This window comes from Streptomyces sp. NPDC033174, from assembly GCF_055577795.1.
The window spans coordinates 397,909-419,056 of record NZ_JBVIPQ010000007.1 but is presented as its reverse complement, the minus strand read 5'-3'; the positions used below and the strand labels follow the sequence as shown (position 1 = coordinate 419,056).

21 protein-coding genes are annotated in these 21,148 nt (G+C 73.2%); 12 read left to right on the top strand and 9 right to left on the bottom strand.

Annotation, left to right across the window (positions count from 1 at the left end):
- Positions 1–88 precede the first annotated feature (88 nt).
- The 3 genes from ACZ5VC_RS23905 to ACZ5VC_RS23895 all read left to right on the top strand — a co-directional run bounded on the left by ACZ5VC_RS23905 (position 89) and on the right by ACZ5VC_RS23895 (position 3,634).
- Entirely contained in the window at positions 89–778 is a 690-nt protein-coding gene (locus ACZ5VC_RS23905; RefSeq protein ID WP_469122063.1) for a D-sedoheptulose-7-phosphate isomerase, read from the top strand.
- Complete coding sequence (rfaE2, locus tag ACZ5VC_RS23900) at positions 775–2,175, top strand: D-glycero-beta-D-manno-heptose 1-phosphate adenylyltransferase (protein ID WP_469122062.1); 1,401 nt, start codon at positions 775–777, stop codon at positions 2,173–2,175. The genes ACZ5VC_RS23905 and rfaE2 overlap by 4 nt, the downstream gene beginning before the upstream one ends.
- A 379-nt stretch (positions 2,176–2,554) precedes the next feature.
- Complete coding sequence (locus tag ACZ5VC_RS23895; RefSeq protein ID WP_469122061.1) at positions 2,555–3,634, top strand: glycosyltransferase family 9 protein; 1,080 nt, start codon at positions 2,555–2,557, stop codon at positions 3,632–3,634.
- Between the two features lie 355 nt (positions 3,635–3,989).
- Here the strand turns inward: ACZ5VC_RS23895 and ACZ5VC_RS23890 are convergent, their stop codons facing one another.
- Positions 3,990–5,276: an MFS transporter gene (locus tag ACZ5VC_RS23890; RefSeq protein ID WP_469122140.1), complete on the bottom strand. Its 1,287-nt coding sequence runs from the start codon at positions 5,274–5,276 to the stop codon at positions 3,990–3,992.
- Between the two features lie 510 nt (positions 5,277–5,786).
- On the opposite strand from ACZ5VC_RS23890, the gene ACZ5VC_RS23885 reads away from it, so the two are divergent.
- Positions 5,787–6,533: an SDR family oxidoreductase gene (locus ACZ5VC_RS23885; RefSeq protein WP_469122060.1), complete on the top strand. Its 747-nt coding sequence runs from the start codon at positions 5,787–5,789 to the stop codon at positions 6,531–6,533.
- A gap of 12 nt (positions 6,534–6,545) precedes the next feature.
- Here ACZ5VC_RS23885 and ACZ5VC_RS23880 read toward each other — a convergent pair whose 3' ends face one another.
- Together ACZ5VC_RS23880 and ACZ5VC_RS23875 are read right to left on the bottom strand one after the other, a co-directional pair.
- Positions 6,546–8,930, bottom strand: a complete 2,385-nt coding sequence (locus ACZ5VC_RS23880) for a phosphoketolase family protein (protein WP_469122059.1) — start codon at positions 8,928–8,930, stop codon at positions 6,546–6,548.
- A 76-nt stretch (positions 8,931–9,006) separates the two neighbouring features.
- Positions 9,007–9,213 (bottom strand): four-helix bundle copper-binding protein, encoded by a 207-nt coding sequence (locus ACZ5VC_RS23875; protein ID WP_469122058.1) that lies wholly within the window; start codon positions 9,211–9,213, stop codon positions 9,007–9,009.
- 312 nt (positions 9,214–9,525) lie between these two features.
- Between ACZ5VC_RS23875 and ACZ5VC_RS23870 the strand changes: the two genes are divergently transcribed.
- Complete coding sequence (locus tag ACZ5VC_RS23870; protein WP_469122057.1) at positions 9,526–10,224, top strand: response regulator; 699 nt, start codon at positions 9,526–9,528, stop codon at positions 10,222–10,224.
- Between the two features lie 5 nt (positions 10,225–10,229).
- Positions 10,230–11,357 carry a sensor histidine kinase gene (locus tag ACZ5VC_RS23865; protein ID WP_469122056.1) on the top strand — a complete coding sequence of 376 codons (1,128 nt, stop codon included), beginning with the start codon at positions 10,230–10,232 and terminating at the stop codon, positions 11,355–11,357.
- Here the strand turns inward: ACZ5VC_RS23865 and ACZ5VC_RS23860 are convergent.
- Positions 11,354–11,638 (bottom strand): hypothetical protein, encoded by a 285-nt coding sequence (locus ACZ5VC_RS23860; RefSeq protein ID WP_469122055.1) that lies wholly within the window; start codon positions 11,636–11,638, stop codon positions 11,354–11,356. The two genes, ACZ5VC_RS23865 and ACZ5VC_RS23860, sit on opposite strands and share 4 nt — an antisense overlap.
- Before the next feature lie 268 nt (positions 11,639–11,906).
- On the opposite strand from ACZ5VC_RS23860, the gene ACZ5VC_RS23855 reads away from it, so the two are divergent.
- The gene (locus tag ACZ5VC_RS23855) at positions 11,907–12,443 is read left to right on the top strand and encodes a sigma-70 family RNA polymerase sigma factor (RefSeq protein ID WP_468710204.1); all 537 of its coding nucleotides are present in this window, start codon (positions 11,907–11,909) and stop codon (positions 12,441–12,443) included.
- A gap of 63 nt (positions 12,444–12,506) precedes the next feature.
- Here the strand turns inward: ACZ5VC_RS23855 and ACZ5VC_RS23850 are convergent, their stop codons facing one another.
- Positions 12,507–12,692 (bottom strand): hypothetical protein, encoded by a 186-nt coding sequence (locus tag ACZ5VC_RS23850; RefSeq protein ID WP_469122054.1) that lies wholly within the window; start codon positions 12,690–12,692, stop codon positions 12,507–12,509.
- 265 nt (positions 12,693–12,957) lie between these two features.
- Between ACZ5VC_RS23850 and ACZ5VC_RS23845 the strand changes: the two genes are divergently transcribed.
- The 3 genes from ACZ5VC_RS23845 to ACZ5VC_RS23835 all read left to right on the top strand — a co-directional run bounded on the left by ACZ5VC_RS23845 (position 12,958) and on the right by ACZ5VC_RS23835 (position 15,565).
- Positions 12,958–14,301, top strand: coding sequence for a UDP-glucose dehydrogenase family protein (locus ACZ5VC_RS23845; protein WP_469122053.1), 1,344 nt, complete (start codon positions 12,958–12,960; stop codon positions 14,299–14,301).
- A 110-nt stretch (positions 14,302–14,411) separates the two neighbouring features.
- Positions 14,412–14,996 carry a hemerythrin domain-containing protein gene (locus ACZ5VC_RS23840; RefSeq protein ID WP_469122052.1) on the top strand — a complete coding sequence of 195 codons (585 nt, stop codon included), beginning with the start codon at positions 14,412–14,414 and terminating at the stop codon, positions 14,994–14,996.
- Positions 14,993–15,565 (top strand): hypothetical protein, encoded by a 573-nt coding sequence (locus ACZ5VC_RS23835; RefSeq protein ID WP_469122051.1) that lies wholly within the window; start codon positions 14,993–14,995, stop codon positions 15,563–15,565. The genes ACZ5VC_RS23840 and ACZ5VC_RS23835 overlap by 4 nt, the downstream gene beginning before the upstream one ends.
- 120 nt (positions 15,566–15,685) lie before the next feature.
- Here ACZ5VC_RS23835 and ACZ5VC_RS23830 read toward each other — a convergent pair whose 3' ends face one another.
- Positions 15,686–15,973, bottom strand: coding sequence for a hypothetical protein (locus ACZ5VC_RS23830; RefSeq protein WP_469122050.1), 288 nt, complete (start codon positions 15,971–15,973; stop codon positions 15,686–15,688).
- 135 nt (positions 15,974–16,108) lie between these two features.
- Here ACZ5VC_RS23830 and ACZ5VC_RS23825 point away from each other — a divergent pair, with 135 nt between their 5' ends.
- Positions 16,109–16,714, top strand: coding sequence for an ArsR/SmtB family transcription factor (locus tag ACZ5VC_RS23825; RefSeq protein ID WP_469122049.1), 606 nt, complete (start codon positions 16,109–16,111; stop codon positions 16,712–16,714).
- Between the two features lie 24 nt (positions 16,715–16,738).
- On the opposite strand, the gene ACZ5VC_RS23820 is transcribed toward ACZ5VC_RS23825, so the two are convergent.
- The 3 genes from ACZ5VC_RS23820 to ACZ5VC_RS23810 all read right to left on the bottom strand — a co-directional run bounded on the left by ACZ5VC_RS23820 (position 16,739) and on the right by ACZ5VC_RS23810 (position 20,323).
- Positions 16,739–17,314 (bottom strand): HPP family protein, encoded by a 576-nt coding sequence (locus tag ACZ5VC_RS23820; protein ID WP_469122048.1) that lies wholly within the window; start codon positions 17,312–17,314, stop codon positions 16,739–16,741.
- 218 nt (positions 17,315–17,532) lie between these two features.
- Positions 17,533–18,672, bottom strand: coding sequence for an agmatine deiminase family protein (locus tag ACZ5VC_RS23815; RefSeq protein WP_469122047.1), 1,140 nt, complete (start codon positions 18,670–18,672; stop codon positions 17,533–17,535).
- A 67-nt stretch (positions 18,673–18,739) separates the two neighbouring features.
- Positions 18,740–20,323, bottom strand: a complete 1,584-nt coding sequence (locus ACZ5VC_RS23810; RefSeq protein ID WP_469122046.1) for an APC family permease — start codon at positions 20,321–20,323, stop codon at positions 18,740–18,742.
- 157 nt (positions 20,324–20,480) lie between these two features.
- Between ACZ5VC_RS23810 and ACZ5VC_RS23805 the strand changes: the two genes are divergently transcribed.
- Positions 20,481–21,128 carry a TetR/AcrR family transcriptional regulator gene (locus ACZ5VC_RS23805; protein ID WP_469122045.1) on the top strand — a complete coding sequence of 216 codons (648 nt, stop codon included), beginning with the start codon at positions 20,481–20,483 and terminating at the stop codon, positions 21,126–21,128.
- Positions 21,129–21,148: the final 20 nt, after the last annotated feature.

The window sequence follows — 21,148 nt, the reverse complement described above, 5'->3', positions numbered from 1 at the left end:
AGGCCCCCGACCCCACCTCGCGCAGTACCGATGTCCGAAGGAGGCACGGGCCAGGCCGGTCCCCCGGGACGCGGCCCGCCCAACCGCCATGACCGATTCCCACGCACTCGAAGGCGCCCACCAGCACTGCCAGTCCCTGCAGGACGCGCTGGAACAGTTCCGCCGGCACGGCCTCGGACGGGTCACGCACTGGGGCGGGCGGCTCGCCGCCGTCCTGCCCGCCGGCGGACGGCTGCTGGCCGCGGGCAACGGCGGCAGCGCCGCGCAGGCCCAGCATCTGACGGCGGAACTGGTCGGCCGGTACCAGCGGGAACGGCCCGCCTATTCGGCCATCTCCCTGCACGCGGAGACCTCCAGCGTGACCGCCATCGGCAACGACTACGGATTCGAGCACGTCTACGCCCGGCAGGTGTCCGCCCACGGGCGGCCGGGAGACGTCCTCGTGCTCCTGTCCACCTCCGGGCGCAGCGCCAACCTGATCTCGGCGGCGGTCACCGCGCGCGCCGCCGGGATGGAGGTGTGGGCGATGACCGGCCCCGGGCCCAACCCACTGGCCGAGGCCGCCGACGAGGCCGTGTACGTCGAAGCGCCCTCCTCGGCGACGGTCCAGGAGACCCATCTGGTCGCCGTCCACCTGCTGTGCGAGTCCTTCGACAGGGCGGCCGCCGGAGCGGCGGCGGGCATCACCGCCATCGAGGGAGGCCGCGCCTCCGCTCCGGCACCGTCGATCCTGGTCGAGGGCGCACCCACCGTCGCCGCCTTCCGGAGCCTGCGGTGACCGCGTCCGAGCCGCTCGTCGTCGTGGGGGACGTGCTCCTCGACGAGGACATCGAGGGCGTCACCACGCGGCTCTCCCCCGACGCCCCGGCCCCGGTCGTGGATGTCACCGGTGAGCGGTCCCGCCCCGGTGGGGCGGGCCTGGCGGCGGCCCTCGCGACCGGCGGCGGACGGGAGGTCGTACTCGTCACCGCGCTGGGCGACGACCCGGCCAGCGACTCCGTACGCCAGGCCCTGCGCGGCCGCGTCCGCCTGGTGGAGATCCCGCTGGACGGAGCGCTGCCGGTGAAGACGCGGGTGCTGGCGAGCGGACGCTCGCTGGTACGGATCGACCGCGGCGGCGGAAGCCCCGGGGAGCCGGACGACGAGGTCCGCGAGGCGCTGGCCTCGGCGCGGACCGTCCTCGTGGCCGACTACGGCCGGCACACCGCGCGCGCCGCCCGCGACCTGCTCGCGGCGGTCGCCTCCCGGGTGCCGCTGGTGTGGGACCCCCATCCCAAGGGCGATCCGCCGGTCCCGGGGGCGCGGCTGGTGACTCCCAACGCGGCCGAGGCATGCGCGCTCAGCGCCGCGGAGGGTGTGTCGCTGCGTGCCTACGCGCAGCGCGGCTCGGAGCTCGCGGAGCGCTGGAAGGCCGCGTCGGTCGCCGTGACGCTCGGCGAGCGCGGCGTGCTGCTGACGCGACCCGGCGCGGGTACCCCCATGCTCGTCCCCGCGCCCTACCGGGCCGACGGCGACCCGTGCGGGGCGGGCGACTGCTTCGCCGCCGCGGTGGCCGCCGCGCTGGCGGACGGAGCGCTGCCGGAGGAAGCCGTGGAACGGGGCGTCGCCGAAGCCGCGGCGTTCGTGGCGGCCGGCGGGGCGGCGAACCCGGCGCTGTGGGGCCCTGTGCCCGTCGCGGGCGGCCGGCGGGGCCCCCGGTCCGACGCCTTCGCCCTCGCCCGGAGCGTCCAGGCACGCGGCGGCACGGTCGTCGCGACCGGCGGCTGCTTCGATCTGCTCCACGCGGGCCACGTCGGCCTCCTGGAGAGCGCGCGGCGCATCGGCGACTGCCTGATCGTCTGCGTCAACTCCGACGAGTCCCTCTCCCGCCGCAAGGGCCCCGGCCGCCCGCTCAACCCTCTGGCGGACCGGATCCGGGTGCTCGACGCCCTGGGCAGCGTCGACGCGGTGATCGCCTTCGAGGAGGACACCCCGACGGCGCTCCTGAGCAGACTGCGCCCGGACGTCTGGGTAAAGGGCGGCGACTACTCGACCGAGGACCTCCCGGAGGCGGAGGCCCTGCGCGAATGGGGCGGCCAGGCGGTGGTGCTCCCCTACCTCGACGGCCGCTCCACGACTTCCCTGACGCACCGCGCGGCAATGGCGGCGGCGCCGGTGCCACCGACAGGGCCGTGAGGGGGGCGGGGAAGTCGTGCGGGGCGGCGCGGTCCGGCCCGAACGGCCTCGTGCTGTGCGGCGGTCCCGCGTGCCGCCCGCTCGTGCGGCTTTGCTGGCGCCTGAGCCGGGCGGGGTGGGGATACCGGCGAACCCGGACCAGGGGGCCCCGCGCGGCTGCACGCGGGGCGCCGCTCGTGCGCCGAGCGGCACGTGCACCGGGCAGACGCCGCGCGGGCGTCGGGGCGTGGACCGTCCCGCGCTGGTTGGCCCGTGCCGGGGCCGGCGCCAGGACGCCGCCCACAAGAGGCGCTGCGCGGGTCCACCCGCGTGGCGCCGCACTTCTCGCGTCCCGTCGTCCCGTGCCTGATTCGGCCGCCCCGGAAAGGAACAGCCGCCCATGACGGCCCACACCCTTCTCCCCCGTCCGCCTGGCCGGAGTTCGGCCGCCGGACGGCCCGTCGTGTTGGTGTTGCGGGCCCTTGGGCTGGGGGATCTGCTCACCGTCGTCCCGTGTCTTCGGGCGCTGCGCAGGGATCTGCCGGAGTACGAGATCGCGCTCGCAGCGCCCGAGCGGCTGAGGCCGGTGGCGGTCGGCGCCGGGCTGGTGGACCGGGTGCTGCCCGCCGAGGCGGCCGGGCGGGCCGTGCCCGGGGAGCTGGAGTGGGAGGGGCCGGGGCCCGACATCGCCGTTGATCTGCACGGCAACGGTCCGCCGAGTCATCTGCTGCTTCAGCGCCTGCGGCCTCGGGTGCTGATGGCGTACCGGCACCCCGGGACTCCGGACATCCCCGGACCCGTATGGCGTCCGGACGAGCACGAGCGGGCCCGCTGGTGCCGGCTCCTGGGCTGGCACGGAATCGCGGCGGATCCGGACGACCTCCGGATCGCCCCTCCTGTGGAGCCCTCACCGGCCCCGGGGGCGGTGATCGTCCATCCCGGCGCGGACGCGGGGGCCCGCCGCTGGCCCGCCGGGCGCTTCGCCGCCGTGGCGAGGGCGTTGAGCCGCTCGGGGCACCGGGTGGTGGTGACGGCGGGCGCCGGCGAGGGGCCGCTGGCCCGGGCCGTGGCGGAGGAGGCGGGGCTGCCGCCGCAAGCGGTGGTGGGCGGAACGGCCGATGTGCCCTTCGGCCGGCTCTCCGCGCTGGTCGCGCACGCGCGCTGCGTGGTCGTCGGCGACACGGGCCTCGCCCATATGGCATCCGCGCTCGCGACCCCGTCTGTCGTCCTGTTCGGCCCGGTCGCCCCGCTTCTCTGGGGCCCCCCGCCCTCCCCCCTGCACCGGGTGCTCTGGCATCCCGGTCCCGACGACGACCCACTGCGCCCGGGGAACGCCCACGGGGACACGCCCGACCCCCGGCTGCTGCGGATCACCGTCGACGAGGTGATCGAGGCGGTCCACGGCCTCCCGGAGGGGGGCCGGTCCGCCGACGGCCAACGGCGCGGGGCGTACTGGCCCGCCCCGCGCGGCGGCACATGACCGGGCTGGGCCCCACCACCTGGCCTCCGGCGGGCCGGAAGGGTCCGGACCGACGCCGGCAGTCGCCCCCGGCGAACCGCCCGCAGCTGCACCGGACGGCGTCCGGACTCGCGGCAGCCCACCTCGGGCGCCGGCCCCGGCACGCACGGCGGCACGTAAACGGCCCCCGCCACGGCGGCTGGCCTCCGGACTGCCGGAGGGGGGCCGGGCCGACGACAGCCACCGGCCCGGGGGCACGGGCCCGCCACGCCCGGCAGCACCTAACCGGACCGCGTCCGGGCACCACCCCGGTGCCCCGCGGCAGGCCGCCGTCCTCAGCCCCCGCCCGCGGCCCCGCACCCGCACCCGCCCCGCGTCACGCCGCCGTGCCCAGCCCCGGCCGCGGTGCCGTGAGGCTCTTCTCCGAGATCAGGACCACCTTCGTGGCGGCGCGGCGGCCGCGGAGGAGGAAGCCCGCTCCGATCGCGCCGGCGACGATCAGGCCGCCGCCCACCAGCGCGCCGCGCACGCCGGCCAGTTCCATGAAGAGGCCGAGCGCCGGCGGGGCCGCGAGGCCCCAGAGGGTGCGGACGCTGCCCCAGACGCCCAGGACGCGGCCACGCATACGGGCCGGCGGGTCGGTCTGCAGGACCGTCGTTCCGGCGGTCTCGGAGACCGACTCGGCCACGGCCATGGGCAGGACGAGGACCAGCAGGACGGCGAGCGAGGGGGACAGCCCGGCCAGTACCTGCAGCAGGGCGCCCCCGGCGGCGAGGATGCCGACCACGCGCACGGTGGGCTTGCGCAGCCGGGCCCCGAGGACCGCGCCCACGATGCCCCCGGCGGCCAGGACGGTGGAGACCGTGCCGAAGGCCGCGGCGTCGCCGGCGAGCGGTCCGGTGACGAGGACCACGAGGGTCAGCCCGTAGTTCCGGCCGAAGAGGGCACTGATCGCGCTGATGCCCGCGAGGGCGACGAGCCGGGGCCGCCGCATGAAGAAGAGCAGGCCCTGACGCATGCTCAGGTCGCCGGCCTCCGCGTCGGGGCCGGTGTCGGCCTCGGTGTCGGCGGCGGCGTCGGCCTTGCGGGGCGCGGGGATCTTGACGGGCTCGCTCGGCCGGACCGCCTTCAGGAACGGGATGACGGCGGCGACGAAGAGGAAGGACAGCCCGTTGGCCGCGTAGGCGGCGGCCGTGCCGAGGAAGGCGACGGTCACGCCGGCGAGGCCGGCGCCGGCGAGCCGGCCGGCGTTGTGCACCAGGGAGCCCACGCCGATGGCGGACGGGACGTCCTCCTTGCGGACGAGGTCGTTGCCCAGCAGCGAACAGGCGGGCCCGTCGACGGTGGCGATGAGTCCGGTGACCGCCGCCAGTCCCATCAGGACTCCGAGGTTGAGCTGGCCGAGCGCCACGAGGACCGCGGTGAGGAAGGCGACGGCGCCCAGGAGCGCCTGGCTGACCGCGGCGGTCAGCTTGCGGGGCCAGCGGTCGACCGCGGCGCCGCCCGCGAGGCCCATCAGCAGTCCGGGCGCCGCCTGGACGGACATGGACAGTCCGGTCGCCGCGGCCGATCCGGTGATCTGGAGCACCAGCAGGTTCTGGACGGTGAGCTGCATCCATGTACCGGCGTTGGAGACGAAGTTGGCGACGGACCACCAGCGCATGCTGCGGTAGCGCAGGGAGCGCCACGGCGAGCGGTCGACGGCGGCGGGGGCAGGACGGGAGGAGGTGGAAGACACAGTGAGGTACCCGAATGAGCGCGGAGCTCGGCTGGTTGAGGCGGTGTGGTGGGGACCACAGTCGCTCTGCGCAGCCAACGCACCGGCTTTCACGGGTGCTCTGGAGCGGGGTGGGACGGTCCCGGCGGTCCATCGTGGCAGAAGAAGGGCCGGTGGAAAGGGGGAAGCGCTTCTCCGGGGCGGCGCGGGCGGCGGTTTCCCTTGCGCCGTTTGGGCCGGTTCTCTTCTGGTGTGCTTCCTCACAGGAAGTACGGGGCGGGGAACGCGGGCCCCCGGGCGCCCCTTCGGCGTGACCGCGGCCACACGCGCGGAGCGGGCTCGGCGGCGTAACCCGGCGTGCCGTACCGGCCCCCACTGGTCACAGTGAGAGAGGAAGTGGTCACTCGGCGCGCGGCGCGCCGGGCGCCGGGACGCACCAGCGGAAGGCAGCGCAGCATGGGCAGCGGAGTGCAGGTCGACCTACACGGCAGGCGGGCTCTGGTCACCGGCGGCGCCCGGGGGCTGGGGGCCGCGATCTCCCGGCGGCTGGCCGGCGCGGGGGCGTCCGTCCTGGTGGCGGACGTACGCAAGGAAGTGGCGCAGGAGCTGTGCGCGGATCTGGTGGTGGCGGGCGGCGACGCGCGCTTCGTGGAGCTCGACGTCCGCGACTCCGGAGCGGTGGCGGCCGTCTTCCAGGAGCTGGAGCAGGACGGCCAGGCGGTGGACATCCTGGTGAACAACGCCGCCGTGGACGTGTCCAAGGCGGTCGAGCAACTGACGGCCGACGAAGTGACGCGGGTGGTCACCACCAATCTGCTGGGGCCGATGTACCTGTGTCTGGAGACCTACCGGCGCATGGTCGCCCGGGGCGGCGGCCACATCGTCAACATCCTCTCCACCGCGGCCAACCGCACCTGGACGGAGGCCGGCCCCTACTCGGCGAGCAAGTCGGGTCTGCGGGCGTTCACGCACACCTTGTTCAAGGAGGCACAGCGGGACTGCCCGGGCATCGGCGTCACCGGCATCATCGCCGGCGGCATGGAGACCCCGTTCATCATGGAGCGGTTCCCGGACGCCGATGTGTCGATGCTGCAGAGCCCGGACGTCGTGGCGGACACGGTGCTGTACGCGTTGTCGGTCCCGGCGGGCAGTGCGGTCTCCGAGCTGGTGGTGGTGCCCCGCAAGGAGCCTTCCTGGCCGTGACCTGCCGCTGGTTCAGCCGGTCCAGGTCCAGTCGGCGACCTCGGGCAGGTCGGTGCCGTGGGCGCGGATCCAGGCGTGGTGCCGGGTGCGTACGTCCTCCATGGCCTGCCGTACGCCGACGGCGCGCACCGCGAGGCCGGGGACGCGGTCGATCACGTCCATCACGAGCCGGTAGCGGTCGAGGTCGTTGTTCACCACCATGTCGAAGGGTGTCGTGGTGGTCCCCCTCTCCTTGTAGCCGCGCACATGGAGGTGGGCGTGGCCCGTGCGGCGGTAGGCGAGGCGGTGCACGAGCCAGGGGTAGCCGTGGTACGCGAAGATCACCGGCTTGTCGGAGGTGAACAGAGCGTCGTACTCCGGGTCGGTCATGCCGTGCGGGTGTTCGCCGTGGGGCATGAGCCGGGTCATGTCGAGGACGTTGACGACACGCACGGCGAGATCGGGGAGGTGCCGGCGCAGCAGTGAGGCGGCCGCCAGGGTCTCCTGGGTGGGTACGTCTCCGGCGCAGGCGAGCACCACGTCCGGCTCGCGGGTCCCGTCCTCGGTGCCCGCCCATTCCCAGACGCCGGCGCCCCTGGCGCAGTGGGCCCTGGCCTCGTCGAGGGTGAGCCAGTCGAAGCAGGGCTGTTTGCCCGCGACGATGACATTGACGTAGTCGCGGCTGCGCAGCACATGGTCGGCGACGGACAGCAGGGTGTTGGCGTCCGGCGGCAGATAGACGCGGACGGCTTCCGGGCTCTTGTTCAGGACGTGGTCGACGAAGCCGGGGTCCTGGTGGGAGAAGCCGTTGTGGTCCTGGCGCCAGACGTGCGAGGTCAGCAGGTAGTTGAGGGAGGCGATGGGGGCGCGCCAGGACAGGGCGCGGGACGTCCGCAGCCACTTGATGTGCTGGTTGACCATCGAGTCGACGATGTGGACGAAGGCTTCGTAGCAGGAGAAGAGTCCGTGGCGGCCGGTGAGCAGATAGCCCTCCAGCCAGCCCTGACAGGTGTGCTCGGAGAGGATCTCCATCACCCGGCCGTGCCGGTCGAGGTACTCGTCGGTGCCGAGGATCCGTTCCTGCCAGGCCTTGCCGCTCGCCTCGTACACCGCCTGGAGGCGGTTCGAGGCCGTCTCGTCAGGTCCGACGAGCCGGAAGTCGCGGCGCTCGGCGGTGGCTTCCATGACGCTCTCGACGAGCGCGCCGAGGACGGCGGTGGGTTCGTGGCGGCTCGCGCCGGGCTTGTCCACGGGGACGGCGAAGCGTTCGAGCGGTGCGAGGGGAAGGTCCCGGAGAAGCAGGCCGCCGTTGGCGTGCGGGGTCGCGCCGAGCCTGCGGGGGCCGTCCGGTACGCAGGCGAGGACCTGCGGCCGCGGGCGGCCGTCCTCGTCGAAGAGCTCTTCGGGCCGGTACGAGCGCAGCCACGTCTCCAGCTGGGCGAGGTGGGCCGGGTTGTCGCGCACTCCCGGGAGGGGGACCTGGTGGGAGCGCCAGGTGCCCTCGACGGGGAGGCCGTCGACCTCGGCGGGACCGGTCCAGCCCTTCGGTGTGCGCAGCACGATCATGGGCCAGCGCGGCCGCATGGCGGAGCCGCCGTCACGGGCCGTCCGCTGGATCCGCCTGATGCGGTCGAGGGCCGTGTCGAACGCCTCCGCCATGAGGCGGTGCACCTCGCGCGGGTCGTCGCCGGTGACGTACAGCGGGTCGTGCCCGTAGCCGCGCAGCAGCTCGTCGAGCTCCGCCTCCGGCAGCCGCGCGAGCACGGTGGGGTTGGCGATCTTGTAGCCGTTGAGGTGGAGGACGGGGAGGACCGCGCCGTCGTGGACCGGATCGAGGAACTTGTTGGAGTGCCAGGAGGTGGCGAGCGGCCCGGTCTCCGCCTCGCCGTCCCCGATGACGCAGGCGACCAGGAGCTCCGGGTTGTCGAAGGCGGCTCCGTACGCGTGCGACAGGGCATAGCCGAGTTCGCCGCCCTCGTGGATCGAGCCGGGCGTCTCGGGAGCCACGTGGCTCGGTACGCCGCCGGGGAAGGAGAACTGGCGGAAGAGCCGTCGCATCCCGTCCCCGTCGCGGCTCACGTCCGGGTAGATCTCGCTGTAGCTGCCGTCGAGCCAGGAGTTGGCGAGCACGGCGGGACCGCCGTGGCCGGGTCCCCAGACGCACAGCGCGGCGATGCCGTGCCGCCTGACGACCCGGTTCAGGTGGGTGTGCACGAGGTTGAGGCCGGGGGACGTTCCCCAGTGCCCCAGCAGCCTCGGCTTGATGTGCGCCGGTTCCAGCGGCGTCCTCAGCAGCGGATTGTCCATCAGGTAGATCTGCCCGACGGCCAGGTAGTTGGCGGCCCGCCAGTGGGCGTGGAGCGCGTCGATCTCGTCGGCGGTCGGTGACGCGTCGACCGGGCGGTTGGCCTTGCGCATGTGTCCTCCGTCGTACGGCCCCGGGGGTCGACCGGGGCCGTTGCTTCTCGGGGCAGGTCGGCGTGGACCGGGCGGGTCAGCCGAGGGAGGCGAGCAGTTCGTCGCACCCCTGCTCGCCGCGCCGGCAGGCTTCCGCGCAGATCCGGCAGTGTTCCATGTCGGTGTGGCCCGCGCACTCGGCCGCGCGGGCCCTGCGGGCGACGGCACACGGGGAGAGGATCGCGCGGGTGATGCTGGGATCGGCGGGACGGGTCTTCAGCATGTCCTTGACCGATGCCTTCATGGTGATCGCCTCCGTGTGCGTGCGGGGCCGTGCGGGGCTTTGTCCGGCTCGCCCCTCGTGCGGGGCCGCGTCCGGCCTCGGCCCGTCGTGCGGAGCCGTGCCCGGCCGTGCGACGGCGGCGGGCGGGCGGTGGCCACGCTCCGGCAGCCGTTCGCACGGCACTTCTGGGCGGCTACCCCGCCGGGCGACGGGCACGCGCGGCGCGTGTCCGGACCGGCACACGCCGGCTGGGAACCTTACGAAACGCGGACATCGCCCGCTTGGGCCACCCTGGGGCGCCTCGTCTCCCCCGCCCGGTGCGACGCTGGCCTCATGGAGAAAGCGCAGCACATCCTCGTCGTGGACGACGACCCGACCGTCTCCGAGGTGGTCGCGGGATACCTGGAGCGGGCGGGGTTCAGCGTGGACCGGGCGGCCGACGGGCCCGCCGCGCTCGCGGCGGCCGAGGCGCGGTGGCCCGGGCTGGTCGTCCTCGATCTGATGCTTCCCGGCGTCGACGGCTTCGAGGTGTGCCGCAGCCTGCGCGAACAGGGGCCGGTACCAGTGATCATGCTGACCGCGCGCAGCGACGAGGAGGACCGCATCCTCGGTCTCGAGATCGGCGCGGACGACTACGTCACCAAGCCGTTCAGCCCGCGTGAGCTGGTGCTGCGGGTCGAGTCGGTGCTGCGCCGCAGTACGCTTCCGGCGCCGCCGGGGCCCGTTCTGAGGGCGGCCGGTCTGGAGCTGGACGCGGCGGCCCGCCAGGCGTCCAAGGACGGCAGGCCGCTGGCGCTGACGCTGCGGGAGTTCGATCTGCTCGCCTATCTGCTGCGCCACCCGGGCCAGGTCTGCGAGCGCGACCGGTTGATGCGGGACGTGTGGGGGTGGGAATTCGGCGACCTGTCGACCGTCACGGTCCATGTGCGGCGGCTGCGCGGGAAGATCGAGGACGACCCGGCCAAGCCGCGGCTGATCCAGACGGTCTGGGGCGCGGGCTACCGCTTCGATCCGGACGCGAAGGAGATGTGATCGCCGTGCGCGACATTGTGCTGATCGCCCTCTACGCCTTCCTCGGCGCTGCCGCGGCCGGGGTTCTGGGCGCCGTCGTCCTGCGGCTGCTGCGGCGTCGCTCTGTCGCCGTGTCCCTGGCGATCGTCGCCGGCGTCGCCGTCTCGGCGATGCTCGCCGGGACCCTGGCGGTCGCCTGGGCGATGTTCCTGTCCTCGCACGACCTCACCGTGGTCACCACGGTCGTCGCCATGGCGGCGGTGGTGTCCCTGGTCACGGCCCTGCTCCTGGGCCGCCGTGTCGTCGTCAACTGCCGGGAACTCGCCCTCGCCGCCCGGAACTTCGGCGACGGCGGAACCTTCACGCCCCCCTCCACTGCGGCGCCCGCCGAACTGGAGGCGCTCAGTGAGGAGTTGACGGCCACGAGTCTGCGCCTGGCCGAATCGCGCGAGCGGGAACGCGCACTGGAGTCGTCCCGCCGTGAGCTCGTCGCCTGGATCTCTCACGATCTGCGAACGCCGCTGGCCGGTCTACGCGCCATGTCCGAGGCACTGGAGGACGGGGTCGCCGACGACCCCGCCCGCTACCACCGCCAGATCCGCACGGAGGTCGACCGGCTCAACGGCATGGTCGGCGACCTCTTCGAGCTGTCCCGCATCCACGCCGGAGCGCTCGCCCTGACACCGGCCCGCATCTCCGTCTACGACCTGGTCGGCGACGCCCTCGCGGGCGCGGGACCCCTCGCCCGCGAGCGCGGCGTACGTCTGGTCGGCGGCCGGCTGGACCGCGTACCCGTCGAGGTGGACAGCAAGGAGATGACGCGGGTCCTGGCCAACCTGCTGGTCAACGCCATCCGCCACACACCCGCGGACGGCACGGTCGCGGTCGCCGCGGAGCGCCGCGCCGACACCGTCCTGCTGTCCGTCACCGACGGGTGCGGGGGCATCCCCGAGGGGGATCTGCCGCGCGTGTTCGACACGGGCTGGCGGGGCACGGTGGCCCGGACGCCCCCGGCGGGGGCAGGGCTGGGCCTCGCGATCGTGCGGGGCATCGTCGAGGCGCACGCCGGCCACGCCGGCGTGCGCAACGTCGACGGCGGCTGCCGGTTCGAGGTCACCCTGCCCGCCGCCCGCTCCGAACGGAGCGCGCCCTAGGCTCCCGGCACCCACCAGTTGTGCACGGGCGAGATCTGCGGCATCCGGCCCTCCGGGAACCCCTCCTCGAGCGCCACCGGCATCATGGCGTCGCCGAACCTGCGCATGGCCTCCTCCGACTCCCAGAGATCGAAGATCTTCAGGCCCGTCTCGGTCGGCACCGCTGCATGCGACAGACACCCCTCGAAGATGTTTCCGGGCAGCGCCTGCAGCTTGGCGTTCAGCGCGTCGTACTGGTCGGTGGTCACGCCGTCCAGCTCGGCCTGGATGAAAACGGCCATTGGTTCTCCTCCGTGTGACAGCTGTGGTCCCTCCCCGCCGTCGGGCCGACGGCCTCTCACCCTCGCCAGCACACCACGCCCGCCCGTCCCCGGCATTCCCTCCGTGCCGTACGAGGCAATGCCTCCTTCCCGGCCCGGTCGACCGCTCACCGCACCACTCGGCGCGCCAGGCGACCGCTCGCCGAGGGGCGCGGCCCGGCCGCTTTCGCCCCGTGCGCGGATACGTTCGGATACGCCAGGTGACCAGCCACCGAGCCGGGAAAGGGTGCTGACGATGGCGACGACCGACGAGCGGTCCCTGGCGGAGCTTCAGCTCGCTCACGGATCCGCGCTGATGACGTACCTGCTGGGCCTGACGTACGGCGACCGGCAGAGCGCCGAGGACCTCCTCCAGGAGACGCTCCTGCGCGCATGGCAGCACCCCGAGGCCTTCGACTCGCCGTACGAGTCGATGCGGCCCTGGCTCTTCACCGTCGCCCGGCGGCTCGCCATCGACGCGTACCGCTCCCGCAAGGCCCGGCCGGCCGAGGTCGACGACGCCGTTCTGGCCGTCATCCCGCAGCCGGGCGACGACACGGAACGGGCGATCGCCGCGCTCGATGTCCGGGCCGCCGTACGGTCGTTGACCCCCGAGCACCGCGACGTCCTGACCAGGATCCACTTCGGAGGGCAGAGTGTGAACGAGACCGCCCGCGCCCTCGGCATTCCGCCGGGCACGGTCAAGTCCCGTTCCCATTACGCGTTGCGCACGCTGGCCCGTTCCCTGCCCGGGTACGCGCGCACGGCCGCCTCCGGCGTCGGCTGAGCGTCGCCGCCGAAGGGGCACGCGGGCGTCGAAGGAGAGACGCGCGTGCGTCGGAGCGGGCTGTCAGGTGGCCGCGGGTGGTACCTCCTCGCCTCCGTGCTCGCCCTTGCCGCTGTGCTCGCTGCCGCGCTCGCCCTCCGCCTGGGACGGGGTCGTCCGGGGTGGCGGGGTGGGCTTCGCGCCGCGGCTCCGCTGCTGCTTCCTGTCGTCCCGTTCGCCCTCGGCCTGGGACGGTGTCTGCTCGCTCATGGCGCTCCTTGGGGACGGGAGGGGCGGGGCCGGGCCCTGCGGACCGGCTCCCCTGCCCCCTCGCACCGCCTCCGGCGGTGTCTGTGGGCGCGAGTGCCCGGGTGTCCGGCGGTGTATGCGGTCCCGAGGGGCCCGCGGGGGTGAAGATTCCTCGCCGGGTGTCAGGCGGCACCCACCTTCGGGAACTCTCCTCGAGCACCCGTGGCTCTCTGGCCCGTGGAGTCGTCGGCGACTCCGTGGTGCGTTCGGATCACCTGGAGAGCGCATGCGTATCGCCATCGTCGGGCAGGGCTACGTCGGGCTGACAGGCGCGGTCGCGCTGGTGCAGCAGGGACATCACGTCACCGGTTTCGAGCGGGATTCGCGACGGCTCGGGATGCTCCAGGCCGGACAGGCCCCGGTCTTCGAACCGGGCCTTCCGCACGAGCTCGCCGGTGCGATGGCGACCGGGCGGCTGCGCTTCGCGGCGGACCTGCCGACGCGGCACCACGAGGCGCCGTTCGACGTCGTCCTGGTCACCGTCGGCACCCCGCCGGCCGCCGACGGGACGGCCGACCTCTCCCAGGTGGAGACCGCCATGGAGATGGTGGCGCGGCTGGACCCGATGCCCTGGACGATCCTGAAGTCGACGATCCCTCCGGGCAGCAGCGAGGCGATCCTCGCCCGCTTCCCCGGGCTGCGGCCCGGCTTCGCCTACAACCCGGAGTTCCTGAACCAGGGCAGCGCGCTCCAGGACTGGCAGGCGCCGGCCCGGGTCGTCGCCGGGGTCCTGTCGCACTCCTGCCTGCCGGTGCTGCGCGAGCTGTACGCGGGGACGGCGTGCCAGTGGACGGTGACCACCCCGACGAGCGCCGAGATGATCAAGTACGCGAGCAATGCCTTCCTCGCCACCAAGATCAGCTTCGCCAACGAGCTGGCCCGGCTCTGCGTACTGCCCGATCTCGACGTCGACCAGGTGATCCAGGGGGTCGGTCTGGACCCGCGCATCGGCCACGCGTTCCTGCAGCCGGGGCTCGGCTTCGGTGATTCGTGCCTGCCCAAGGACACGGCCGCACTGTCCCACTGGGCCCGGAGCCACGGCGTCGCCACCCCCCTCCTCGACGCGACGATCCGGGTGAACCTGGAGCAGCCTCCGCGAGTCGTCGAGCTGCTGCGCCAGGCCATGGGGCGCGATCTCCGGGGCTGCGAGATCGCCGTTCTCGGTGTGCGCTACGAGCCCTGGAGCGACGATCTGCGGGCCGCGCCGAGTCGCGCGATCGTTCCCGCGCTTCTGGCCGGCGGGGCGAGCGTGCGGGTCTGGGACCCGGGTCTCACGCCGGCCGCCAAGACGGGGCTCTTTCCCGGCGCCGTGCCGGTCGAGGATCTCGCCGCCGCCGTCGACGGCGCCCACGCCGCGGTGGTGCTCACCGAGTGGCCGCATGTCACGGAGGCGGACTGGGCGCTCCTGGCCGACCGCATGCTGCCGCCGAAGGTGATCGTCGACGGCAAGAACTGCCTGCTCCCGCCGCGGATGAGCAGTCTTCCGGTGGTGTATCGGAGCGTCGGCAACCGCATGGTGTCCGCCGTCCCGGCGGCCGGCGCCAACCCGAGCACGCTGCCCCTCAACTGACCGGCCGGGCGACCGGACCACGGCGATCCGTCGCCCGGGCGGAGTTTCGCCCCGCCGAGGTCGGTAACCCGCCCATGGACAGATCCCAGGATCGAGGACGGAGGTCAGTCGTGAGCACCGCGAAGACGGAACGGGACCAAGCGGCCCGGCTCCCCAACGGTGATGTGGTGGGGATCCTTCTGCAGCAGCACGCCCGCATCCGAGACCTGTTCGGCGAGGTCAAGGAGGCGACGGGCAGCCGCAAGGAGGAGAAGTTCCACGAACTGCGAGCCGTGCTGGCGGTGCACGAGACCGCTGAGGAGATGGTCGTGCGGCCCGCGGCCAGGAAGACGGCCGGAAAGGCGGAGGCCGAGGCACGCAACGACGAGGAAGAGGAAGCCAACCAGGTCCTCGCCGAGCTGGAGCGGATGGACGTCGGCAGCCCCGAGTTCGACCGGCTGCTCGCGCGGTTCGAGAAGTCCGTGATCGACCACGCGGAGCACGAGGAGCGCGAGGAGTTCCCGGCCCTGCGCTCGGGCTGCGACCAGGAGCAGCTCAACCGGATGGGCAACCGGCTGGTGGCGGCCGAGAAGCTGGCCCCGACACGCCCGCACCCGACGGCGGCCGGCTCCCCCGCGGCCCAGTGGGCGACCGGCCCCTTCGTCTCGCTGCTGGACCGGGCGAGGGACGCGTTCAAGGAGGTCTCGTCGCCATGAACGACACGCCGATGAACGACACGCAGTCGCCGCCGGAAGACCGCTGGGAGCTGCTGGGGGTCTACCTCAACGACCATCTGGCGGGCGCCACGGCCGGTACGGAACTGGCGCGCCGGATGGCAGGTGCGGAGAACGCCCTCGGCCATGACTTCGGTCCCCTCGCGGCGGACATCGAGCGGGACCGGGACGCGCTGCTGGACTTCATGCGCGCGCTCGACGTACGTGTTCGCCGGCACCGCATCGTGCTCGGCCTGCTCGGCGAGAGGGTGGGCCGGCTGAAGCCGAACCGGCGCGTGGTGCGGCGTTCGCCGCTGAGTGCGCTGGTGGAGATGGAGACGCTGCGCCTGGGCATCGAGGGCAAGGCCGCACTGTGGCGCGTTCTGCGTGCGCTGGCCGAGCACGACAACCGTCTGGAGGCGAGCCGCCTCGACGGTCTACTGGAGCGGGCGGTCGAGCAGTCCAAGACACTCGAGAAGCTCCGCATGGCACAGGCAGAACGCACCTTCCCCCTCGGCCCGGCGTCCCAGGACGCGAAGGGCGGAGCGGCGGGGGGCCGTTCGGCCGCATAGGGATGGCCGCCGGCCCGCAGGCCGGCCGCGGACCCGACGACCGAGGGGGTACGACCGAAGGGGTGGCCACGGCGCGCGGGGCGCATGGCCACCCCTTCTCCGCTCCCCGGCCAGAGTGCCCTACGGGCGGCGGGGGTTCAGCAACCACGCCAGGTCGACCGCCGCGATGGCCCCCCAGATCCAGCCGACACCGGCCACACCACCCCCCGGCGCCAGCGCCGTGGCCACCGCGCCGAGCGCCACCGTGCCCAGGACGAGAGCGGCGCTCCGCCGCCGGGCGAGGGCGGACCGCAGGGGTCCTGGCTCCTCCAGCCGGTCGGCGAGGTAGGCGTCGAACGCCTCCGCCACCTGGTCGTCGATCTCGTCCCGTATCCGGGTGTCCAGGCATTCAGCCGCTTGCGTCGCCATGTCGAACCCCGTCCCTCGCAGCTTCGGCCGCTCTCCGGGCCGGCCGCCGTCCTCACCAACCGTAGCTATTGCAGAGATATTCTGCAAACAATCTCTGTGATGACTGCAGAGAGTCTCTGCAGTAGGCTGGTCGGCATGGTCGAGCGCCCAGAGAAGAGAGTTCTCACCGGTCCGGACCTCAAGGTCTTCTACAAGGCGCTGTCCAACCCGGTGCGCCGCGACATCCTGAGCTACCTCGGAGAGCACGGAGAGGCGAACTCCACCAGCGTCGCCAAGGCGCTCGGCGAGAGCACCGGCACCACCAGCTACCACCTGCGCAAGCTCGCCTCCCTCAACCTGATCGCCGAGATCGAGGAGCGGTCCACGGGCCGGGAACGCTGGTGGAAGTCGCTGATGACGGACATCTTCACGCCGCCCGGGCTGCCGATGGCGGACGACGAACGCGAGGCGGCGATGAAGATCGGCGCACTCAAGATGTCCCACGACCTCAACCTGATCGTGAGCGCGTACGCCGGATACGACAGAGCGGCCGGCTGGAACCAGATCTACCGCGCGGGCACCTGGATGACCAAGGAACAGGTGGCCGCGTTCACCGAGGAATACCAGGCCCTGCTCAACAAGTACGTGTCCGCACCCGGCGAACGTCCGCCCGGCGCACGCCACATGGCCGTGCGTCTGGTGGTCGTACCGGACGAGGGGCCCGGTCCCGCCCTGCCGTTCGAGGAGCCGGACGGCGACTAGCGCGGGTCGCCGGCGAGGACGCGGCTACCAGTACGCCGGGTACTTCGCCGCGCCGCGGCGGATGCGGGAGCCGGCGTACCCGGTGAGGACGAGGAGCAGGGTCGCGCCGAAGAGGAGCGGAACGAAGCGCTGCGGGGACGGGGTCTGCAGCACGATGACGACGGCGGTGGCGCAGGCCGGCGAGTGCGGGGTCCTGGCGATCATGGTCATGGCCAGCGTGATGCCGCCCGCCACGGCCGCGGCCCAGGCGTGACTGCCGGCGGCCGCGAGGACGCCGTAACCCGCGGCGGCCCCCAGCAGATGGCCGACGATGACGCTGCGCGGCTGGGCCAGGGGCAGGGTGGGCGCGCTGTGGACGAGGGCGGCGCTGGCCGCCAGGGGCGGTATCAGGACCGGCTCGTGAATCATCGTGCCGATCGCCACCAACGCCAACAGGACGGCCGTCACGGCACTGACGCTGTGGAAGGCGGCGCCCGGGGAGGGCGCGGCGGGAGCGCGGCCGGCCGCGCCGCGGGCGCTCGCCGGGGCGGTGACGGCAGGCTCGACGGGGACGGTGGGCGCCGTGGCCGGTTCGAGGCAGAGGGTGGAATCAGTACGCATGGACAAGATCTCTGGGCAGGGGCGGGGCTGGGCGGTCGAAGCTGCGCGGAGCGTGCCCTGCGGATGTACAGAGTCCCTGATCCTGCGCTCGGCCCGGGTGGGGCCAGACGCTTTCCGTGTACAACTTTATCGGTCGGCCCTGTGCCGCTCGTCCCCACCCCCCTGCCGCCGTCCCGCTCCCGCCCCCGGCGCCGGAACGCCGGGGGCGGGCACGAACGTCACCGCACGGCGGGCACGTGCTGCGTGACGCAGTGGATTCCGCCGCCGCCCCAGGCGAGCGTGCGGGTCGGTATGCCGACGATCTCGCGGCCCGGGAAGAGTGTCGCGAACCGGCCGAGCACGACGGCGTCCTCGGCCACACCGGCCGTCGGCACGACGACGCTGCCGCGCGTCTCGTAGTAGTTGGTGTAACTGAACGTCTCCACGAGCGCGCCGTTGACCCGGAACTGCGGCTGCTGCTGGAGCTCGACCAGGTCGAACCGTCGTCCGCAGGCATCGGTGGAGGCTTGCAGAACCGCCTTGTTCGCGTTCATACGGGCGTGGTTCGGGTGGGTCACGTCGGGCTGGGTGTGCAGCAGCAGCCTGGCCGGGCCGAGGTACGAGGCGACGAGGTCGACATGGCCGTCGGTGATGATGTCGTTGTTCAGGCCGTACGGAAGCCAGATCACCTTCGAGGCGCCGTACGCGGCGAGCAGCGCCGCCTCGATCTGGCCGCGCGTCATCCCGGGGTTGCGGTTGGGATTGAGCAGGCACTCCTCGGTGGTGACGAGTGTCCCCTGACCGTCGGTGATGACGGCCCCGCCCTCCAGGACGAGGTCCACGGGCCGGCGGGGTACGGAGAAGTGGGCGCAGACGCCGACGGGCAGCAGGTCGTCCTTGTCGTACGGGTACTTGTTGCCCCAGCCGTTGAAGCGGAAGTCCAGGCCGGTGCGCTGGGTGCGCTCGGCGTTCAGGCTGAAGATGGGGCCGGTGTCGCGGGTCCAGCAGTCGTTGATGGGGTATTCGATGACGTCGACGGTGCTGCCGCACTGCTGGCGGGCGTCGGGGGCGGTGCCCGGCTCGGCGACCATGGTGACGGTTTCGAACCGGGCGATGCTCCGGGCGATGGCCGCGATCTCGCCCTGGACGTTCTTGAGCAGGGAGCCCCAGCCGACGTTCTTGTCCCAGGGCCAGGCCATGACGCACCCGGAGTGGGCCTCCCACTCGGCGGGGACGGTCCCGGTGGCGGTGGCGGTGGATGTCGCGGCCGAGGTCGAGGCTGTCGCCGCGCCGGCGGTCCTCGCGCCGAGGAACGTCGTGGCGGCGGCGGTCAGTGCGGCGGTACAGAACATGCGTCGGGTGCTGCGGGGCAGGTCCATGGGCGGTGTCCCTCCGAGTCGCGTTGCGCTTCTGTTGTCGTGACGGCTGCTGCAGTGGGGGGTGGGGTCAGGAGTGGTCGGCGGTCGGCGCCGTGGGCAGCGCGTCCGCCGTCCGGGCGGACGCCGGCGCGTGCGGGGTGTCGTCGCCGCCCGGCCGGTCGTCGCGCAGCTTGTCCTGCGGTCGTCGGACCGCGAGGTAGATCAGGCCGGAGCCGAGGACCACGGCAGTGCCCAGGAGGGCGGCCCAGACCTGGTACCAGGGGGCGTCCGGCGGCGCCAGGATGGCGCGCGGCCAGCAGACGTTGATCACTTCGAACGCGGTCCAGGCCACGGCCAGGACGTTGAGGACCGTGCCCTTGCGCCCGAGCCGGATGCGCCCCGACGGGACCCAGGTGCCGCGCAGCCGGGCGATGAGCGCGGCGAGCGAGACCAGGAAGAAGGGCAGATAGGTGGCCGCGGTGCCGAAGGAGATCAGGCTGCCGATCGCCGTGGCGTTCAGGCCGAGCGCCAGCGCGCTGCCGCTGATGAGCGTGGAGGCGATGAGACCGCCGATGGGGGCCTTGCGGCGGTTGACCTTCCTGACCTGACGGGAGAAGGGGAAGACGCCGTCGCGGGCCAGGGAGAACAGGCCACGGGCCGCGCCGCCCTGTGAGGCCATCGCGCAGGCGAGGAAGCCGACCAGGACCACGATCACGAACGGCTTGTCGGACCAGGAGCCGAAGGAGTGCACCACGGCGGTGGTCACCGGGTCGATGTCCTGGCCGGAGACCACGGCGGCCGGGTCGGGGTGCGCCAGGGCCACGGCCATCGCGTTGAGGATCACGACCGCGCCGACGCTCAGCAGCGCCCACCACATGGCGCGCGGCACCTGCCGGGACGCGTCCTTGGTCTCCTCGGCGGTGGAGACGCAGGCGTCGAAGCCGATGAAGGCCCATCCGGCGACGGCGACCGCGGCGAGGAAGCCCATGGCGGTGGAGCCTCCGGACAGCGCCTCCGCACCGAGCGACTCGGTGAAGAGCGGGAAGCCGTGTTCACGGAAGAAGAGCAGCAGGATCATCCCGACGAGTACGGAGGCGATCGCCTCGGCGGCGATACCGAGGGACACGAACCAGCGCAGGATGGTGATGCCGTACGCGTTGACCAGCATGCACAGCAGCAGGATGCCCACCGCCACCGCGACGAGCCCGCCGGGCGTGGGGGCGGCCCCGATGAGCGCGAACACCCAGGGCGCCGCGAGATAGGCCACCGTGGTGTTGCCGAACATCACGGCGAACTGCCAGACCCAGCCGCCCAGCCAGCCGAACGCCGGTCCCAGCAGCCGCCTTCCCCACTGGTACGGGCCTCCGGCGAGCGGCCACTGCGAGGTGAGCTCGGAGTAGACGTTCACCACCAGGCACTGGCCCGCCAGCACCAGCGGCAGGGCCCATACCCACAGCGGCCCGGCGACCGCGGTGCCGACCATCGAGACGGCGTAGAGGGCGACGACGGGTGAGACCACCGCGAAGCCCATCGAGATGTTGCCGAGGATGCCCAGGCTGCGTCGCAGCTCCTGCGCGTATCCGAGGTCCTTCAGGCGGGCCGCGTCGGCGTCGGGCCCTGCCTGGGGGGCGGGCGGTTCGCCGGCCGGGATCCGGCCAGACGGTTCGTTCATGATCACCTCACGGAGAACGCACGGCCGTTGCGGCGCGCGGAGCTAAACCTAACCGCGTTAGGTAAATGGGGTGGCGTGAATGTAGCCCCACTCCGAGCCGCTTGTGAAGCGTTTCCGGCGGGTAATCTGCACGTCGGACAACCGAAGGAGCCGCGCGATGCCCCGCCCGAGCCAGACCCTTCTCAGCCGACCGGCGATCGCCCGGGCGGCTCTGGATCTCCTCGACGAGCAGGGCGCGGAAGCCTTGAAGATGCGGACCATCGCGGACCGGCTGGGTGTGCGAGGGGCTTCGCTCTACCACCACGTCGCCTCCAAGGACGACCTGCTCGACGCGGCGGCGGACCTGATCAACGACGAGATCGACCTCAGCCCTCTCGCCGACCCGGGCGGTACACCGGGCATCGCGCAGTACGCCCGCGGGTACCGCCGCGTCTATCTGCGCTATCCGCACATGATCCCACTGATGGCCCGGCACCGGGTGGCCTCCGACAAGGCGCTGCGCGGGTACGACGCGCTGATGGCCGCCCTGACCGGCGCCGGCTGCCCGCCCGCCGAGGCGGCGGAGGCGGCCGCCGCGATCGACAACCTGGTCCTCGGGTCGGCGCTGGAGACGTTCACCGCCGGCTTCACCCGCGCGCCGGAGGGCTACCGCCCGGACTACCCGGCGCTCGCGACCTCGCTGAGCGCGGCCGACGCGGAGCGGGACGGTCTGCGCGGACTGGACGACCGGGGGTTCGAGCTCGGCCTGCGCCTGCTGCTGGCCGGGCTGCCCACCAGCGGCACCACGGCGGCCCCCCGGTCCTGACGCGGCGCCCCGGCCTCGAC

Excerpts from the sequence above, each read along its gene's own strand:
- ACZ5VC_RS23905 (WP_469122063.1), top strand. The coding sequence starts at position 89 with ATGACCGATTCCCACGCACTCGAAGGCGCCCACCAGCACTGCCAGTCC.
- ACZ5VC_RS23895 (WP_469122061.1), top strand. The coding sequence starts at position 2,555 with ATGACGGCCCACACCCTTCTCCCCCGTCCGCCTGGCCGGAGTTCGGCC.
- ACZ5VC_RS23890 (WP_469122140.1), bottom strand. The coding sequence starts at position 5,276 with ATGCGCTGGTGGTCCGTCGCCAACTTCGTCTCCAACGCCGGTACATGG.
- ACZ5VC_RS23885 (WP_469122060.1), top strand. The coding sequence starts at position 5,787 with ATGGGCAGCGGAGTGCAGGTCGACCTACACGGCAGGCGGGCTCTGGTC.
- ACZ5VC_RS23880 (WP_469122059.1), bottom strand. The coding sequence starts at position 8,930 with ATGCGCAAGGCCAACCGCCCGGTCGACGCGTCACCGACCGCCGACGAG.
- ACZ5VC_RS23875 (WP_469122058.1), bottom strand. The coding sequence starts at position 9,213 with ATGAAGGCATCGGTCAAGGACATGCTGAAGACCCGTCCCGCCGATCCC.
- ACZ5VC_RS23870 (WP_469122057.1), top strand. The coding sequence starts at position 9,526 with ATGGAGAAAGCGCAGCACATCCTCGTCGTGGACGACGACCCGACCGTC.
- ACZ5VC_RS23860 (WP_469122055.1), bottom strand. The coding sequence starts at position 11,638 with ATGGCCGTTTTCATCCAGGCCGAGCTGGACGGCGTGACCACCGACCAG.
- ACZ5VC_RS23850 (WP_469122054.1), bottom strand. The coding sequence starts at position 12,692 with ATGAGCGAGCAGACACCGTCCCAGGCCGAGGGCGAACGGGACGACAGG.
- ACZ5VC_RS23845 (WP_469122053.1), top strand. The coding sequence starts at position 12,958 with ATGCGTATCGCCATCGTCGGGCAGGGCTACGTCGGGCTGACAGGCGCG.
- ACZ5VC_RS23835 (WP_469122051.1), top strand. The coding sequence starts at position 14,993 with ATGAACGACACGCCGATGAACGACACGCAGTCGCCGCCGGAAGACCGC.
- ACZ5VC_RS23830 (WP_469122050.1), bottom strand. The coding sequence starts at position 15,973 with ATGGCGACGCAAGCGGCTGAATGCCTGGACACCCGGATACGGGACGAG.
- ACZ5VC_RS23825 (WP_469122049.1), top strand. The coding sequence starts at position 16,109 with ATGGTCGAGCGCCCAGAGAAGAGAGTTCTCACCGGTCCGGACCTCAAG.
- ACZ5VC_RS23820 (WP_469122048.1), bottom strand. The coding sequence starts at position 17,314 with ATGCGTACTGATTCCACCCTCTGCCTCGAACCGGCCACGGCGCCCACC.
- ACZ5VC_RS23815 (WP_469122047.1), bottom strand. The coding sequence starts at position 18,672 with ATGGACCTGCCCCGCAGCACCCGACGCATGTTCTGTACCGCCGCACTG.
- ACZ5VC_RS23810 (WP_469122046.1), bottom strand. The coding sequence starts at position 20,323 with ATGAACGAACCGTCTGGCCGGATCCCGGCCGGCGAACCGCCCGCCCCC.
- ACZ5VC_RS23805 (WP_469122045.1), top strand. The coding sequence starts at position 20,481 with ATGCCCCGCCCGAGCCAGACCCTTCTCAGCCGACCGGCGATCGCCCGG.